Source organism: Chryseobacterium pennipullorum, assembly GCF_003384725.1.
Classification (GTDB): Bacteria; Bacteroidota; Bacteroidia; order Flavobacteriales; family Weeksellaceae; genus Chryseobacterium; species Chryseobacterium pennipullorum.
This window is the reverse complement of sequence record NZ_QNVV01000013.1, coordinates 30582-48480: the sequence shown is the minus strand read 5'-3', so window position 1 is coordinate 48480 and position 17899 is coordinate 30582. Positions and strand designations below refer to the sequence as shown.

The 17899-nt window shown below is 39.7% G+C and carries 12 protein-coding genes; 11 read left to right on the top strand and 1 reads right to left on the bottom strand.

Features of this window, described 5'->3' with window-relative positions:
• Window positions 1–9: 9 nt before the first annotated feature.
• Window positions 10–2046, bottom strand: a complete 2037-nt coding sequence (metG, locus tag DRF67_RS14270; protein ID WP_115928969.1) for a methionine--tRNA ligase — start codon at window positions 2044–2046, stop codon at window positions 10–12.
• Between the two features lie 331 nt (window positions 2047–2377).
• On the opposite strand from metG, the gene DRF67_RS14265 reads away from it, so the two are divergent.
• From DRF67_RS14265 to DRF67_RS14215, 11 genes are all read left to right on the top strand, one after another.
• A complete protein-coding gene (locus tag DRF67_RS14265; protein WP_123912751.1) occupies window positions 2378–5221 on the top strand; it encodes a SusC/RagA family TonB-linked outer membrane protein in 2844 nt (947 codons plus the stop codon).
• Window positions 5222–5232: 11 nt separating this feature from the next.
• Complete coding sequence (locus tag DRF67_RS14260) at window positions 5233–6825, top strand: RagB/SusD family nutrient uptake outer membrane protein (protein ID WP_115928967.1); 1593 nt, start codon at window positions 5233–5235, stop codon at window positions 6823–6825.
• A 19-nt stretch (window positions 6826–6844) separates the two neighbouring features.
• Complete coding sequence (locus DRF67_RS14255; RefSeq protein WP_115928966.1) at window positions 6845–7915, top strand: SusF/SusE family outer membrane protein; 1071 nt, start codon at window positions 6845–6847, stop codon at window positions 7913–7915.
• 79 nt (window positions 7916–7994) lie between these two features.
• Window positions 7995–10151, top strand: a complete 2157-nt coding sequence (locus tag DRF67_RS14250) for a glycoside hydrolase family 97 protein (protein WP_115928965.1) — start codon at window positions 7995–7997, stop codon at window positions 10149–10151.
• An 80-nt stretch (window positions 10152–10231) separates the two neighbouring features.
• A complete protein-coding gene (locus DRF67_RS14245; protein ID WP_115929054.1) occupies window positions 10232–11218 on the top strand; it encodes a bile acid:sodium symporter family protein in 987 nt (328 codons plus the stop codon).
• Between the two features lie 25 nt (window positions 11219–11243).
• Window positions 11244–12293, top strand: a complete 1050-nt coding sequence (locus DRF67_RS14240) for a succinylglutamate desuccinylase/aspartoacylase family protein (protein WP_115928964.1) — start codon at window positions 11244–11246, stop codon at window positions 12291–12293.
• Between the two features lie 11 nt (window positions 12294–12304).
• Complete coding sequence (locus DRF67_RS14235; RefSeq protein WP_115928963.1) at window positions 12305–14164, top strand: glycoside hydrolase family 13 protein; 1860 nt, start codon at window positions 12305–12307, stop codon at window positions 14162–14164.
• Between the two features lie 9 nt (window positions 14165–14173).
• On the top strand, window positions 14174–14695 hold the full coding sequence (locus DRF67_RS14230) for a nuclear transport factor 2 family protein (protein ID WP_115928962.1): 522 nt from the start codon (window positions 14174–14176) through the stop codon (window positions 14693–14695).
• A 10-nt stretch (window positions 14696–14705) separates the two neighbouring features.
• The gene (locus DRF67_RS14225; protein ID WP_115928961.1) at window positions 14706–16088 is read left to right on the top strand and encodes an MFS transporter; all 1383 of its coding nucleotides are present in this window, start codon (window positions 14706–14708) and stop codon (window positions 16086–16088) included.
• 274 nt (window positions 16089–16362) lie between these two features.
• Complete coding sequence (locus DRF67_RS14220; protein WP_115928960.1) at window positions 16363–17091, top strand: pirin family protein; 729 nt, start codon at window positions 16363–16365, stop codon at window positions 17089–17091.
• Between the two features lie 106 nt (window positions 17092–17197).
• Complete coding sequence (locus DRF67_RS14215) at window positions 17198–17749, top strand: NADPH-dependent FMN reductase (protein WP_115928959.1); 552 nt, start codon at window positions 17198–17200, stop codon at window positions 17747–17749.
• The last annotated feature ends 150 nt before the right edge of the window (window positions 17750–17899 follow it).

The following is a 17899-nucleotide window of genomic DNA, read 5'->3' as shown; positions in this document are numbered from 1 at the left end:
ATGAAGGGGTTATCCGATCTCAATACCGTTTTCAACATTGCTGTCGTCCGGTGTTACGAAAGATAATTTTCCGTCTGGCTTTGTCGTTAGCAACAACATTCCCTGAGATTCAATTCCTCTGATTTTTCTTGGCGCAAGATTTAATAAAATCATTACCTGCTTACCAATAAGTTCTTCCGGAGTGAAACTTTCTGCAATTCCTGAAACTACAGTTCTTACGTCTACTCCTGTATCAACAGTCAGTTTTAATAATTTATCTGCTTTTTCTACTTTTTCAGCTTCTGTAATCGTTGCTGTTCTAAGGTCTATTTTAGTAAAATCATCAAAAGTGATCTCTTCTTTCATTGGGTTGGCGTTAGGGTTTGTCTTTTTATTGTTTTGTTTAGTGTCTTCCAGCTTTTGAATCTGAGCATCGATCACACTGTCTTCAATTTTTGAGAAAAGGAGAGATGCTTCATTGATCTTATGACCCGTTTCTATTAAAACAGGTTGAGTTTCAATATCATTCCATGCTTTCTTTTCAACATTGAACATGTTCAAAAGTTTTTCGGAGCTGAAAGGCATAAAAGGTTCACATAACTGAGCTAATGCTACAGCGATCTGTGCTCCAACAAATAATGATTGAGCAGCCTTTTCTGGACTATTTGTAATCGTTTTCCATGGCTCTTCCGTTTGAAGATATTGGTTTCCAAAACGGGCAAGGTTTATCAATGCCGTTAAAGAATTTCTGAATTCATAATTTTCCAGAAATCCGGAAATCTCTTTTGCCGATTTGGTGATTTCTTGCAGTTCAGGACTGTTAATATCTCCTTGCGGTACGACCCCATCGTAATATTTATGAATAAGAACTGCAACTCTATTGATAAAGTTTCCAAAGATCCCTACCAACTCAGAATTATTCTTAGTCTGGAAATCCTTCCATGTAAAGTTATTATCTTTTGTTTCAGGAGCTGAAGAAAGCAAAGCATATCTTAAAACATCCTGTTGACCCGGGAAGTCTTCAACATATTCATGCGCCCATACCGCCCAGTTTCTTGAAGTTGAAATTTTATCATTCTCAAGATTCAGGAATTCAAAAGCAGGAACATTTGCCGGCATGATATAATTGCCGTGGGCCTTCATCATCGCAGGGAAAATAATACAGTGGAATACAATATTATCTTTTCCAATAAAGTGTACCAGGTCACTGTTTTCGCTCTGCCAGTAATCTTTCCAGTCTTTTCCGTTTTTCTCAGCCCATTCTTTGGTAAAAGAGATATACCCGATAGGAGCATCAAACCATACGTACAATACTTTTCCTTCTGCATTGGGAAGGGGCACCGGAACGCCCCAGTTCAGATCTCTCGTCATGGCACGAGGCTTCAGGCCGTCATTCAGCCATGATTTAACCTGTCCATATACGTTGGGTTTCCAATCGTCTTTATGGCCTTCAATGATCCATTCATTTAAGAAGTCTTCATATTCATTTAATGGAAGATACCAGTTTTTTGTTTCTTTAAGAACAGGAACGTTTCCGCTGAGCATTGATTTAGGATTGATCAGTTCTGAAGGAGAAAGCGTAGAACCACATTTCTCACACTGGTCACCATAAGCATTTTCGTTGCCACAGTTCGGACATGTTCCTACAATATAGCGGTCAGCAAGGAACTCTCCTGCCTGTTCGTCGAAATACTGCTCAGAAATTTCTTCGGTAAATTTTCCCTTATCATATAAAACCTTGAAGAAATCCTGGCTGGTCTCATAATGTTTTGGAGACGTTGTTCGGGAATATTCATCAAAAGAAATTCCAAGATCCGAAAAAGATTTCTTAATGATCTCATGGTATTTGTCGACAATATCCTGAGGGGTAACTCCTTCTTTTTTAGCCCTTATGGTAATAGGAATTCCATGTTCATCCGATCCACAGATAAACGCGACATCTTTTCCTAACCTCCGCTGAAATCTAGCGTAAACATCCGCAGGAATATAAACACCTGCCAAATGTCCTATATGAACCGGACCGTTTGCATAAGGCAAAGCTGCCGTAATCATCTTTCTGTTTGACATTTATACTAAAGTTTTATCTGCAAAGATAAGGATTATCTCTTGAATACCGCTATGAGTAGACTTATTAAGATGTTTCTGCCCTTTTTGGCAGGCTGAACATGAAATAAAGTTAAACAATTGTTTAACTTTATGTTAAACTCAAGTTTATATTATGCAAAACATAGGATCGTTTAAAATATTGACCATTAGATTATTAATCTATTGGGGTATCGTAATATACATAATTTTATCTTAAATTATATTAATTTTATGATAATTCTATTTTTTTTATAAATTGCAAAACTGGCTTGAAGCCAAAATACAACGAAAACGAAACTATAAAAATAAGATTGTGAAGAACTTTACAACGGTATTAAAAATAGCGCCTGCTTTTTTACTGGCCAGCACAGTAATGCACGCGCAGACCAAAGACACCATTCCTCAGGAAAAAAAGATTGAGGAGGTTGTACTTATTGGGTACGGTGCTAAAAAGAAATCAGACCTTACAGGGTCAGTCACTGCGGTTTCCGAAAAAGATTTCAATAAGGGTGCCATTGTTTCTGCGGACCAGCTGATCAATGGAAAAGCACCGGGTGTAAGGATTACCAGCGATGGCGGAGCGCCGGATTCTAAACCCAATATCAGAATTCGGGGAGGTGCTTCTTTAACGGCTAATAACAATCCGCTTATTGTCATTGATGGTGTTCCTTTGGATTCGGCCAATCCAGCAGGGGTATCCAATCCGTTGTCATTGGTAAACCCGAATGATATTGAATCATTTTCGATATTAAAAGACGCTTCTGCTACGGCCATCTATGGTTCCAGAGCCTCCAACGGGGTTATTATCATCACCACGAAGAAAGGTTCTTCCGGAAAAATGAGAATCAACTATAGTGGAAATGTCTCTATTGGTAAAGTGGCCAAGACTATTGATGTCATGGACGGTCCTACTTTCGAGAGATTCATGAATGAGTATAACCCAACGTATGCTAATATGCTGGGCGTTACAGAAAATGGAAAACAAGTCATGTACAATACCAATTGGCAGGATGAGATTTTCAGAACCTCAGTATCCACTGATCATAATTTGAGTATCAGGTCCAATCTGTTTAAGGCAATTCCTGCAAGATTTTCATTTGGATATAATAATACCCAGGGGATCGTAAAGACTAATGATTACGACAGGTATACCGCTTCAATGAAGTTGAATCCGACTTTATTTGATAATCATTTAAAAATAGATATTAACATCAAGAATATTATTTCTAAGAAAAATACAATTGATGCTGAAGGTGCAATTGGCGGAGCAATTACTGCAGATCCTACAAAACCGATCTATAATACAGACGGAAGTTACTACCAAACCTTTAATGGTTATGTAATGACTGGTGCCAGAAACCCGGTGGCTATATTAATGCAGCGTACAAGACCTGAAGAAGTGCAAAAATTCTTAGGAAATATTGAACTCGATTATAAAATGCATTTTCTGCCAGACTTAAGGGCCGTTGTGAATTTGGGAGCTGAATCTTCTTATGCGAAAATCCGTGAAGTATATGGTGCCAACGCACTGCAGTCTTACAGACCTGTTTATCAGGGGGATGTTGCCGTAGGAGGAGTGTATAATCCCGGTTTGAACTATGGCGAAGATCAGAATATTTTCAATCGCCTGATGGATGCTTATCTGGCATACAGCAAGAAATTCGATGACAAATTCATTTCAAAGTTCGATATTCAGGGAGGATATTCTTATCAGAATTTTGACAATAAAGGAACAAAACAATTGTTTAATATGGATTCCCCAAGCGGCATCCGTGAAGAATCTCCTTATAGCAAATATGCCAATAACTATCGGAATGTTCTTAATATTCAATCATTCTTCGGTAGAGCAAATATTGACATACAGAATAAATATTTATTCACGTTGAGTTACCGTGCAGACGGTTCTTCTCTTTTCCCGTCAAACAAACGATGGGGACACTTCCCGGCAGCTGCTTTCGCATGGAAGATCAACGATGAGAAATGGATGGAAAACTCAGGCTTCTCAGAATTAAAATTAAGATTAGGATGGGGTAAAACCGGTCAGCAGGATATAACTGGATCAGCCGGTTTCTATCCATACAGCCCCTTATATGAAATTGGAGATATCAGGTATTTCTATTTCCCAAGGACGGTGTTGGCCAACGGTGCGATTTTGCCGGAATTGTATACTGCGCTGGCCTATAATCCAAATCTTACCTGGGAAAAAACAACAACATATAACGCCGGGATTGATTTCGGGACCAAAAACAGAAGATTGTCTGGATCCATTGAGTATTATTATAGAAAAACAACCGACTTATTGGCACAGGTTCCTTTCCCGTCTGGGCAGATGCTTACCAACCAATTCATCGATAATGTAGGAAGCTTAACCAATAAAGGTTTCGAAGCTTCTTTTAATGCTACTCCTGTAAAAATGCAGGATTTTAACTGGGATCTAAATGGTAATATCGCGTATAATATCGGAAATGTAGACGATCTTAGAGGTAGAGATAAGGTAGCAGCTAATGAATCTTCTCTGGCTTTTGCAGGGACAGGAGTCATTTTAGCACAACATGCGGTCGGGCAACAACCGTACTCTGCCTGGGTTTACAAGCAGGTTTATGACAGCGATGGAAGAGTCTTGCCTGGTGTTTTTGTAGATCAAAACGGTGATGGAATCATCAATGATGACGATAAATCTTTTGTTCCTTTAAGACCTAAATGGACGTTTGGGTTCGGAACTTCTGTGAATTATAAAAACTTTGACCTGACTGCCAGCTTCAGAGGACAGTTAGGAGGTAAGGTTTATTATGCTGCAAGAGTAAACAGAGGATTTACTGAGGCTTCCAACCCGGTAAACAGTAACAGTTTATACAACGTTCTCGATTTTTACAGCGGAGCTGCAGATCCACGTTTTACTTCCAAAGCAAGTGCAGAGCCATTGTCTGACTACAACTTGCATGATGCAACGTTCCTACGTTGCGAAAACATCACATTAGGATATCGATTTGATAATCTGTTCAAAGGGACAACATTAAGAATTTATGGTTCTGTTAATAATGCGTTCGTGATCACCAATAACTATGTAGGTCAGGATCCTGAAAATTTTAATGCGATAGATGCCAACTTCTATCCACGTCCTAGAATATATACTTTTGGAGTAAATGTTGATTTTTAAATTTGAATACAATGAAACTTAATAAATTAAAAATAATACTACTATCATTCGCATTGATTTCAACTACTTCATGTCTGAATGAACTGAATACAGAGCCCGAATATCTTCTAACCCTGGAACAGCTTTTGGAATCTCAGCCTAATGCAGCCAATGGTCTTGTAGCTAAAGTATATGCATCTTTATCTATGTCCAGCGCGAAAGGACCCGGAGAAGCAGATATTACCGGAGACGATAAAGGAGAAACTGTATTTCTAAGGGGAATCATCAATCTTCAGGATTTTACTGCTGACGGAATGAAAAACAGATGGGGAGACAATGGTCTGGACCAGTTGACTACAACAGCAAAATGGACTGCTGATAATAAGTTTTTCAGATATCTTTTTGACAGGGTCTATTATACGGTACCTCAGGCTAACGCATTGATTGACGCTTTTGGTAAAGTAAATATTAACAACAAAGAACAGTATGTCAGTGAATTAAGATTTATCAGAGCTTTCTCTTACTTCTATATGATCGACTGTTTCGGAAAAGGAGTTATCGTTACAGAGAAAGACCTTGCTAATCCGGTTCCAAAAGGACAGGCGTCAAGGAAAGAACTTTTTGAATATGTGGAAGGTGAACTGCTTGCTATCGAACCCACCATCGCAAAAACAACAGAATACGGCCACGTGAACAGAGCTACTGTACAGATGCTTTTATCAAGATTGTATCTTAATGCTCAGGTGTACACAGGTACTGCAAGATGGAATGATGCTGCTACGTATGCTAAAAAAGTAATTGATGAGGGTGGATACTCATTAGATACCAACTATGTCAAAATGTTCTCTGCAGATAATAATACTTCATCTGAAGTTATTTTCCCATTGATTGCGGATCCCATTGGAACACAGAGTTATGGAAACTCTACCTACATCATCAATGGTAACACCGGAGGTAGCCCATCTACTCTGAATCCTGCCGTTCTTGGTATAAAAGGAGACGGCTGGGGCGGTCACAGAGCCACAAAAGCCTGGTATGGGTTGTTTGGAAACAGCCTTACAGATTACAATGGAGGCAGTGCTTCGGCTTTGGCGGCTACCCAGGATCAAAGAGGGAAGCTTTTCTGGCAGACCGATCATCAATATGAAATGACTGATTATAAAACGTGGACAGATGGTTACCCTTCTACGAAATTCAGAAACCTGAGAACAACAGGGAATTCTGAAGCAACAGACTTTTCAGGATCAGATTTTCCAGTATTCAGGTTAGCAGAAGCCTACCTTACCTATGCTGAGTGTGCGATAAGAGGGGCTTCTACAGCAAACGTAGGACAAGCTTTAACCTATATCAATGAATTAAGAGGTAAAAGAACCGCTTCCCAGATTAATGCAGGTAATCTTACCTTAGATTTTATCTTGGCGGAAAGAGGAAGAGAATTCAATCTGGAAGGTCAGAGAAGGACAGATCTTATCAGATTTGATAAGTTTACAGGTGGTACTTACTTATGGCCATGGAAAGGAGGTGTAAAAGACGGAACAGCAATTTCTGCCAATTATAATGTATTCCCGATTCCAAACACAGCTTTGTCTGCCAACCCTAATTTGACTCAAAATCCTGGTTACTAATCTCAAACAGAAACTAAAAATGAAACATTTTTTTAAAATATTAACACTGGCCTTCATTGGTTTTCTGGTTATTTCCTGTTCAGAGGATGACCAGGTGATGCTTACTGAAACTGCCCAGAGCAAAATATCATCAGATAAAACTGAGGTTATTTTGGATAAAGATCATCTGGATGCTACAGCCATTACTTTTACATGGGCAAAACCGGCATTTGATCAGCCTATCGTTTCTTCTTCGAAAATTGAATTCGGAATTAAAGGCGAAAATTTTAAAAACAGTAAAACTGTAGATGTGGCAACTTCTCCTTTCGTTATGACCAATAAGCAGCTTAATACCTTATTATTAAGCATGGGAGCGATAGGGAATGAACCCAATCAGATAGAAGTACGGTTAAAAACTGCTGTGGGATATGGAAATTATCATTCTAATACCTTAATGCTTACGCTGACCCCTTATATCTTAGGACCTGTATACAATTATACTGACCTTTATCTTGTGGGTGATGCTACTGCTGGAGGCTGGGATAATTCTGCGACCAATGCAAAACTTTATCCTTTACAAAAATCTGCCACGGCAGGCATATATTCCTACACGGGATATTTTGCGGCAGGTGGATTTAAGCTTATTCAGAATCCGGGATCGTGGGATCCTCAATATGGAATGGGAGCTTCTGCAGGTAGTCTGTTAGCGGGCGGGGGATCCTCCAATATTCCAGTTGCTGCAGCTGGATATTATAAATTGACCATTGATATCAATACATTAAAGTATACTTTAACGGCGATCAGTGACCCTACAGTTTCCTATACTACTATATCCATGATTGGAACGGCTTCAGGAGACTGGAATACAGATGTAGATTTAGAAAAATCAACCTTTGATCCTCATATCTGGGTGAAGAAAAAAGTAGCAATGAATGAAGGAGAATTTAAGTTCAGAGCTAATCATGACTGGACAACAAGTTGGGGGATTGCTCAGGAGTTTTTTGGAGTTACAACCATTGGAGGTGCCAATATCCCTTTAACAAGTTCATTTAATTATGATGTGTACTTCAATGATATCACAGGGGAGTACTCTGTAGTTCCGGTATTCTAAATAAAATCAGATTTAATTAAAGCAAAGTGCTGCTTTACTGCAGCACTTTATTTATTTTTTAAGTTAATAAATAGTCATTATGAAGAAAATTACAGTTGGAGCGCTTTTGCTCTCAATGATGTTTGCAGGTGTGAAAGCACAATCTTTAAAATCTCCGGATGGGAAGTTTGAAATGAGCTTCCAGTTGAAAGAAGGAGTACCTTACTATAACCTGAAATACAATGGCGCAGTAGTGGTTGAAGATTCTAAATTGGGATTGAGATTATTTAAAGACACAGCCATAAAATTTGCTTCTGAAATTGCCAAACCAGAAGATGCAAAATTCGATTTGAATAACGGTTTTGCAAAGGTAGATGAAAAAAGAGACTCCAAAAACGAGACCTGGCAGCCGGTTTTAGGAGAAAAGAAAAATTATATCAATCACTACAACGAATTGGCGGTTACGCTGAATCAGGCTTCTACAGACAGGAGCATTGTGGTGAAATTCAGACTTTTCAATGATGGGCTTGGGTTCAGATATGAATTCCCACAGCAGAAAAATCTTAATTATTTCGTTATCAGAGAAGAAGATTCGGAGATCGATTTCCCAACCGATATGAAGGCCTGGTGGATGGTGGCAGATTATGATTCCCAGGAATACCAGTATCAGGAAACAAAAGTTTCTGAAATTCCTGCAAAATGGGATAAAGCTTATGATGCCAACGCTTCACAGTCTTTGGTGAAAAATGCGGTACAATCCCCATTGATGCTGAAAAAAGAAGGAAAACAGCCTCTGTACATCAATGTAGCTGAAGCAGCTGTACTGGATTACCCGGCTTCGCACCTTGAAGTGGATGCCCAGAATTATAAGTTCAAAACGCATTTGACCGCAGACAGACAGGGAGCAAAAGGATACATCCAAACTCCTTCGGTAACCCCGTGGAGAACCATTATCGTTGCACCGAAAGCAGAAGAAGTAATGGATTCCAAAATGATCTTTAACCTGAATGAGCCTACAAAATATACGGATACCTCTTACATTCACCCTACAAAATATATGGGGGTTTGGTGGGAAATGATCATTGGAAAATCACAGTGGGCCTATTCTACAGCTGAAAACGTTCATTTGGGGAAAACAGACTTTAATAAGCTGACTCCAAACGGAAAACACGCTGCTAACAATACCAAAGTAAAAGAGTATATTGACTTTGCTGCTGAAAACGGATTTCAGGGACTGTTGATCGAAGGATGGAATATCGGATGGGAAGACTGGTTCGGTCACTCCAAAGAATATGTTTTTGACTTCGTTACGCCTTATCCGGACTTTGACATCAAAATGCTGAATGACTATGCGCATTCAAAAGGGATCAAGCTGATTATGCACCATGAGACGTCAGGATCTGCAACCAATTATGAAAGATGGGCAGATAAAGCATTCCAGACCATGAATAAATATGGATACGATGCTGTGAAAACAGGATATGTAGGAGATATTATCCCTAGGGGAGAACACCACTATTCTCAGTGGACGATCAACCATTATTATAGAATTGCTGAAAAGGCAAATGACTATAAAATTATGATCAACTCTCACGAATCTGTACGTCCAACCGGAGAAAGCCGTACCTATCCGAACTATATTTCTGCAGAAGCAGCCCGTGGAACAGAATATGAAGCATTCGGAGGAAACAAGCCGGACCATCAGACCGTTCTTCCTTTTACAAGATGGATGGGTGGATCTATGGACTATACACCGGGTATCTTCCAGACAAAGCTCGACTACTACTTCCCGGGAGACAACCGCTTTGTGAAAACCACTTTGGCAAAACAGCTTGCATTGTATGTAACGATGTATATGCCGCTTCAGATGGCTGCTGACCTCCCTGAGAACTATAAAAAGCATATGGATGCCTTCCAGTTCATCAAAGATGTGGCCGCAGACTGGGATGATACAAAAATTTTGTCTGCAGAGCCGGGTGATTATGTGATCACCGCCAGAAAGGCAAAAGGTACCGAAAACTGGTTTGTGGGTGGTATTACCGATGAAAACAAAAGGGAGTATACTGTAGATTTCTCCTTCCTGGATAAAGGAAAGAAATATGAAGCAACGATCTATGAAGATGGAAAAGATGCTGATTATATTGACAATCCTCAAAGTTATAATATCTATAAGAAACAGATTACAAGCAAGTCTAAAATTAATTTTAAAATGGTAAGAAGCGGTGGTTTCGCGATCTCTATCAAGCCTGTAAAATAAATATTTCTTAACTTTATAATCCTTAAAGGTTTTTGCCTTTAAGGGTTTTTTTATGTGTAAAATTCTATCCCTTAATGTTGATGGCTAAAATATTTAATAAGCAAAATGTATTTCTTCTTCTGTTGATCCTGATGGTCGTCATGGCAAAACTGATCCCGTTTAAAGAATCCTACAACAGTTATTTTAATCTTTCAGCATTTATAGACTGGGGTATTGCAGGTATTTTTCTTCTGTACGGGCTTAAGCTTAATCTGAAAGAAGTAGTAAAGGATATTTCAAACTGGAAGCTTCATTTGCTGATCCAGTCCGGAACGTTTATTATTTTTCCCCTTTTGGTTCTGATCTTTTATCCGTGGGTAAAAGGTTCTGAATATTATGATATCTGGCTGGCTGTATTTTTCCTTGCCTCTCTGCCTTCCACTGTTTCTTCATCTGTGGTAATGGTTTCTATCGCGAAAGGAAATGTTACATCAGCAATTTTTAACGCGTCTATTTCTGGGTTGATCGGAATTGTTATGACTCCATTGCTGATGAGCTTTTTCTTAACTTCGGATGCCGGTCCCGGAAATCACAGTGAAATTGTACAGCAGCTTCTGATCAAAGTTTTATTACCCATTATTTTAGGGGTCTTATTAAATCCTGTTTTCAAAAAATGGATCATAAAATATTCAAATGTCATTGCGGAATTTGACCGCTTAATTATTTTACTGATCGTTTACGAAAGCTTCTCGACCGCATTTATCGGAAATGTTTTCAGTTCTGTTCCTCCGGTGGTCTTTTTAATCCTGGCCTTAAGTGTGGTTTTTCTCTTTTTTACGGTCTATAATATTCTTAAATGGATCGCACGGAAGATGAGATTGAACGCTCAGGATACAATAGCCGTAACATTCTGCGGTTCGAAAAAGTCACTGGTTCACGGAAGTCTTTTTCTGCTGGTTTTAAACGTTCCGGATGAGCAAAAAGTACTGTTTTTATTACCGGTAATGGTATATCATAGCTTTCAGCTGTTTTATGTGAGCTGGCTGGCAGGAAAAATTGCAGAAAAGTCTTTAAAAATCAAGGAATAAAATATATTTCATTATCTTTAAATCTATGAAATCTATTCTTAAGACCGTTTTATTGTTGTCGGGTATAATGGGGCCGTTGGCAGATGCACAGAAGATAAGCCGGATGCTGGAGCAGAAAGGTCCTTTTCGAAAAGATACCGTTTTTACCATGACAGCCGGTTCAAAAGAAACCCGTCTTCCGGTTATACTTATTAAAGGAAAAGAAAAAGGCCCTGTTTTCAGCATTGTTGCAGGAATTCACGGATATGAATATCCGCCTATTGTTGCTGTTCAGGAAATCACAAAGGAGATAGATGCATCATTTGTTTACGGAACTCTTATTATTGTTCCCGTTGCCAATGTCGAAGCTTTTCACAGGAGAACCCCTTTTATTAATCCGTCAGATCACAAAAACCTCAATAATGCTTTTCCCGGATCACCCAACGGAACTGCTACAGACCAGATCGCAGACTTTATGACCAGAGAAATCATTGCCCGTTCTACTGTTTTTCTGGATATTCATGGTGGTGATGCCAATGAAGATCTTTTACCCTTTGTCTGTTACTATGACAGGAAAGACACTCCTCAGAATACACAGATGGCTCATGAACTGTCCGTTCAGTCTGAAATAAAGCATATTGTATCGTACCCTTACAACCTTACACCGCAAGAGCCCGCAAAATATGCCTTCAAACAGGCCGTGCAGCATGGAATTACGGCATTAAGCATAGAAGCGGGAAAACTGGGAACCGTGCAGAAGGAAAATGTCGACCTGATTAAAAAAGCAGTGTATAATATGTTAGAACATTCCGGCGTTTATGTAAGAAGAAAATCAAAACTTAAAAGTCCTAAGGCAGCGATCTATTTAAACCGTCAGGATTACATCCGTGTTCCGGAAACGGGAATTTTCTACAGTGATTTGAAAAGCGGAGATCCCGTTAAGAAAAAACAGCTGCTCGGTTACATAACAGATGAGTTTGGAAATAAAATACAGGATATCGTTTCCGATTCCGAAGGAACCATCCTGTATAAAGTAGGTACACCTCCTGTGAACAAAGGAGAAACGTTGTTTTGCATTGGGTATACTCAAAATTGAAATAAAAAATTATGAAGAAGTTATATTGTATCATAGCATTATCGGCAGCATCAGCTGCTTTTTCTCAAAAAGCACTGGAAAGGGTAGAGCCTTCATTTTGGTGGAAAGGAATGAAAAATCCCGAACTTCAGATTCTTGTGTACGGAAAAGGAATTGCCGGCCAGGAAATCAGCCTTTCGGACGGGATACAGATCAAGGATCTTCAGAAAGTAGAAAACCCGAATTATGTTTTTATTACGGTCAATACCAATGAAATTACCGTTCCTAAGTTTACCATCAATATTAAAAAAAATAAAAAAACGCTGGGCTCCTACGTCTATGAGCTCAAGCAAAGAAATTCCGGATCTGCCGACCGGGAGTCTTATACCTCAAAAGATGTGATGTATCTGATCATGCCGGACCGCTTCGCGAACGGTGACGAAAAGAATGATTCCACTCCGGATTTAATAGAAAAAGCCGATCGCAGTATGCCCAACGGAAGGCATGGAGGTGATTTAAAGGGAATTATTAATCATCTCGATTATATCCAAAACCTGGGTGCAACGGCAGTTTGGTTAACGCCTGTAAACGAAGATAATGAAAAAGTCTATTCCTACCACGGATATGCCCAGACCGATCTGTATAAGATTGATTCCCGGTACGGAACCAATGAAGACTACAAGACCCTTTCCCGGGAATTGAATAAAAGAAATATGAAACTGGTCATGGATTATGTGACCAACCACTGGGGAGTTTCCCACTGGATGATCAAAGATCTTCCTACAAAAGACTGGATCCACTGGTTCAGTGATGGCGAAAAAGGATTCAAAAGATCCAACTATAAGATCACCTCTCAATTCGATACCAACGCATCGGAAATCGATAAAAAATATGCACTCGACGGATGGTTTGATACAACGATGCCGGATATTAACCAGAAAAATCCTCTGGTTTTAAAATACCTGACCCAAAATGCCATCTGGTGGATAGAATATGCCGAACTGGGTGGGTTCCGTGTAGATACCTATCCTTACAATGATAAAGAGGCCATGGCCCAATGGGCCAAAGCGATCACAGATGAATATCCGAAGTTTAACATCGTGGGAGAAACCTGGCTTTCTACACCCGGACATATTTCGGCATGGCAGAAGAACTCCAAGACCGGAGAAGCTGCGGGTTATAATTCTAACCTTCCTTCCGTAATGGATTTTGTATTATTTGCAGAAATGCCCCGCGCCTTCAAAGAAAAACAAGGCTGGAATGCGGGTATGAATAAGATTTATGATGCCATGACCAGTGATTTCCTCTATCCGGATATCAATAATCTGCTGGTGTTCTTTGAAAATCACGATACTGAAAGGTGGAACGAAATCTTTAATGCAGATCCTAAGGCTTACAAAATGGGATTAACCCTTATTTCAACAGTCCGCGGTATCCCCCAGATTTATTATGGATCCGAAATAGGAATGCGTGGTAATAAGGAAAAAGGAGGTGATGCAGATATCCGAAGAGATTTTCCGGGAGGCTGGAAATCTGATAAACAGAATGCGTTCAGCCCCGCTATGCAGACTCCGGAACAGAAAGAATTCTTCCATTTTACACAAAAGCTGTTAAACTGGAGAAAAGGAAAAGAAGTGATTCATACCGGGAAAACCAAAAACTTTACCCCGGAAAATAACGTTTTCACCTACTTCAGATACAATGATAAAGAAAGCGTAATGGTAATGATCAACAATAATGACAAAGACCAGGCCGTACCTCTTAACCGCTTTGAGGAATCACTGGAAGGATTTACAAAAGGAAAAGAAGTGATCTCCGGAAAAGAAATAATACTGCAGAATACACTTAGTATTCCAGCAAAAACCTCACTGATTATCGAACTTGAAAAATAAGTATTACCCATGAAAAAATTAATAACACTCCAGTCGTTTATTCTGCTTCTGTTTGGATTTTCCTTACTCTCTGCACAGTCAAAAGGTCAATTTGAAAAAGAAAAGTCTGAAATCAGCTCGATGCTTGATGCTTTTAACGTCGCGGCAGCAAAAGCTGATTACAATACGTATTTCAACTATTTTGCAGAAGAATCTACCTTTATAGGAACAGATGCCACAGAAATCTGGAATAAAAAAGAATTTATGGTGTGGGCTAAGCCGCACTTTGATAAAAAAAAGACCTGGAATTTTACCGCACTCAAAAGAAATATTCATTTCAGTAAAGACGGAAAACTAGCATGGTTCGACGAGCTGTTGGATACTCAAATGAAGATATGCAGGGGATCCGGTGTCGTAGAAAAGATCAACGGAAGCTGGAAAATCAGACAGTATGTCCTTTCCATGACGGTTCCCAATGATGTTGTAGACAAAGTGGTTGCCGAAAAGACGGTACTTGAAGACGCCCTGATTCAACAGTTAAAATCAAAATAAAACCAAATAAATGGCAAAAAAAATAAAACCGGAACTTTCACTTGCTCAGATTATCAATATGAGCATGGGATTCTTAGGAATTCAGATGGCATTTGGGCTGCAGAATGGAAATGCCAGCCGTATCCTTGCCAATTTGGGAGCTGATGTTCACGAATTGTCGTGGTTCTGGCTCGTAGCACCAATTACCGGACTTATTGTTCAGCCCATCATCGGGCATATGGGAGACAATACTTGGAGTCCATTGGGGAGAAGAAAACCTTACTTCCTGATTGGGGCTGTCTTATGTGCCGTAGGATTGGTGCTGCTCCCTAATGCGGCTTCCATCACGCATATGTTTGCCGCCAGTGCCCTTTTACTTGCAGTTATCTTTCTGGCGATGATGGATGCTTCCGTTAATATTGCAATGGAACCTTTCAGAGCTTTGGTAGGAGATATGCTTCCCAAACATCAGGGTACGGTAGGATTTTCTGTTCAGACCATTCTCATTGGGATAGGAGCTGTTTTAGGATCGTACCTTCCGGACTGGCTTACCCGACTTGGGGTTTCCAATGTGGCACCAGAAGGCTTTGTGGCGGATAATGTGATTTACTCTTTTTATGTGGGCGCAGCATTGCTTTTAGCAGCCATACTTTATACAATTGTTACCACCAGAGAATATTCACCACAGGAGTTTGCAGAATTTGAACAGGATAAAAAAGAAACAGAGCAGCATTCTAAATTTTCAGATATTTTTAAAGACTTTGCGACCATTCCTCCCCAAATGAAAAAACTGGGAGCCGTACAGTTTTTCTCCTGGTTTGCTTTATTTACCATGTGGGTATTTACTACCAGCGCTGTGGCAACCCATCATTTCGGGCTTTCGCCGGAAGATACCCATTCCAAAGCATTTAACGATGCAGGCGACCTAACCGGTAAGCTCTTTGGAATGTATAACCTGTGGGCTATTCCGTTTGCATTTTTATTGACCCCGATAGCCAAATGGATAGGTAAGAAACAGACGCACGCCTTAGCTTTGCTTTGCGGTGGATTGGGGCTGATCTCCATGTATTTTATAAAAGACATCAATAACCTTTGGATTTCCATGATCGGGCTGGGATTTGCCTGGGCAAGTATTCTGGCAATGCCTTATGCAATGCTCATCGAAGTGATTCCCCAAAGAAAGATGGGTGTTTATATGGGAATTTTCAATTTCTTTATCGTGATTCCGCAGATCATCAACGGAATCTTTGGAGGACCCATTGTAAGCAATATCTTTGGAAAACAGGCCATGGATTATGTAGTAGTGGGAGGAGTCTGCATGCTTATCGGTGCTTTGGTCACCATGATTTTTGTGAAATCCGAAGACGAAACCCCTAAGGAAATTGAAGAGGAGATAAAACAAGTGCATTTTTAAGATTACTGATAAATAGAGTAATCTCTTACAGATATAGCAGATGTTTGGATTTCGCTCCAAAATCTGTCCAATCCGTTCAATCTGCGAGAGAAAAACAATGTACAAAATGAAATTTATCGGATAAAAACATAGTGAAGGAAAAATGAAGTGCATCTTTGCGTAATCCAACCTTCCGACTATTTTCCCCTTTTATCTCTGCAATTTCCTTTCTTACCTTACATCAACATTTTTTGAAGCCTTACATTGTACATTTGTACCATAAATAATTACAGAAATGAAAACAGTATATCATAAAGCAGATTCAAGAGGCCATGCCAATCACGGATGGTTGAACAGTTATCATACTTTCAGTTTTGCCAACTATCAGAACAGGGACAGAATGAACTTCGGAGTCCTGAGAGTATTGAATGACGATACCGTTTCTCAGGGAATGGGATTCGGAACCCACCCGCACAGGGATATGGAAATTATTTCAATCCCTTTGGAAGGAGATCTTGAGCATAAAGATTCTATGGGTACGACCGCGGTGATCAAGAAGGGAGAAATTCAGGTGATGAGCGCCGGAACCGGAGTGATGCACAGCGAGTACAATAAAAATAAGGATGAAGAGGTGAAGTTCTTACAGATCTGGGTTTTCCCGAAAGAACAGAACGTGGAACCGAGATATGATCAGAAAAGTATCATCGAAGGCGAAAAGATCAACGGTTTCCAACAGATTTTATCCCCTGATAAAAACGATGACGGCGTGTGGATCCATCAGGATGCGTGGTTCAACCTGGCTAATTTCACAAAAGGAAACGGGAAGAATTATATGCTCAACAAAAAAGGAAACGGAGTCTATGCTTTTGTTTTGAAAGGAAGCGCTAAAGTAGGGGACCGCGTTCTGAATGAAAGAGACGGTCTGGGAATCTGGGATACCCAAAGCTTCAACATTGAAGCCGTAGAGGACACCGAAATCTTATTGATGGAAGTCCCAATGGAATTACCGTCTTATCTTAAATAAAAACTAAATTTGTATTCTTAAAAATCAAAAACAGGATGAAAGCCGCCTTTAAAGGAGTGTTCCCAGGTGGCACCGATCTGTCATTTAAAAAAAATAAATATCACGTATGAAAATTTTAGCAATCGCAGGAAGTAACTCAGATGTTTCCATGAACAAGCAGTTGGTAGCATATGCCTCTACATTATTTGACCATGCAGAGGTAGAAGTAGTGGATCTGAATCCTTTCGAAATGCCGATCTATAAACATGAAAGAGAATTATCTGGTGGAGTACCTCAGGAAGCTCATGATTTTGCTTCGAAAATCGACGGAGCGAATGTATTGCTGGTGGCTTTGGCTGAGCATAACGGAACGTACTCTACCGCATTTAAGAATGTATTCGACTGGGTATCGAGAATCAAGGACAGAACTGTTTGGAATGAAGTGCCCATGTTGCTGATGTCTACTTCTCCGGGAGGTAGAGGAGGCGCAGGAGTTTTGGATGCTGCATCAAAGCGTTTCCCTTTCCATGGCGGAAATGTGGTGGAAACATTTTCACTTCCTTTTTTCAATGATAACTTTGATAAAACCGCTCAGAAAATTTCTAATGAAGAGAAAAACAGCGAATTAAAAGAGAAAATCAAGAAGATTGCTGCCATTGAAACCATCCTTGAAAAATAGAATTTGAATATTCATTTAAAATTACTATTTTTGCAAAAAGAAAAGAGATGAAAATTCAGACCTCCTATAAACAATGTTTTTCTCATAAAGGGAAAACTGTGGGCTCTGAAATTCTGAGATAAAATAACGGCCGATAATCTGAAAAGATTG

What these genes read in the sequence shown, in the direction of transcription:
- DRF67_RS14225 (WP_115928961.1), top strand. Translation starts at nt 14,706, where the DNA reads ATGGCAAAAAAAATAAAACCGGAACTTTCACTTGCTCAGATTATCAAT.
- DRF67_RS14230 (WP_115928962.1), top strand. Translation starts at nt 14,174, where the DNA reads ATGAAAAAATTAATAACACTCCAGTCGTTTATTCTGCTTCTGTTTGGA.
- DRF67_RS14220 (WP_115928960.1), top strand. Translation starts at nt 16,363, where the DNA reads ATGAAAACAGTATATCATAAAGCAGATTCAAGAGGCCATGCCAATCAC.
- DRF67_RS14240 (WP_115928964.1), top strand. Translation starts at nt 11,244, where the DNA reads ATGAAATCTATTCTTAAGACCGTTTTATTGTTGTCGGGTATAATGGGG.
- metG (WP_115928969.1), bottom strand. Translation starts at nt 2,046, where the DNA reads ATGTCAAACAGAAAGATGATTACGGCAGCTTTGCCTTATGCAAACGGT.
- DRF67_RS14235 (WP_115928963.1), top strand. Translation starts at nt 12,305, where the DNA reads ATGAAGAAGTTATATTGTATCATAGCATTATCGGCAGCATCAGCTGCT.
- DRF67_RS14250 (WP_115928965.1), top strand. Translation starts at nt 7,995, where the DNA reads ATGAAGAAAATTACAGTTGGAGCGCTTTTGCTCTCAATGATGTTTGCA.
- DRF67_RS14260 (WP_115928967.1), top strand. Translation starts at nt 5,233, where the DNA reads ATGAAACTTAATAAATTAAAAATAATACTACTATCATTCGCATTGATT.
- DRF67_RS14245 (WP_115929054.1), top strand. Translation starts at nt 10,232, where the DNA reads ATGGCTAAAATATTTAATAAGCAAAATGTATTTCTTCTTCTGTTGATC.
- DRF67_RS14215 (WP_115928959.1), top strand. Translation starts at nt 17,198, where the DNA reads ATGAAAATTTTAGCAATCGCAGGAAGTAACTCAGATGTTTCCATGAAC.
- DRF67_RS14255 (WP_115928966.1), top strand. Translation starts at nt 6,845, where the DNA reads ATGAAACATTTTTTTAAAATATTAACACTGGCCTTCATTGGTTTTCTG.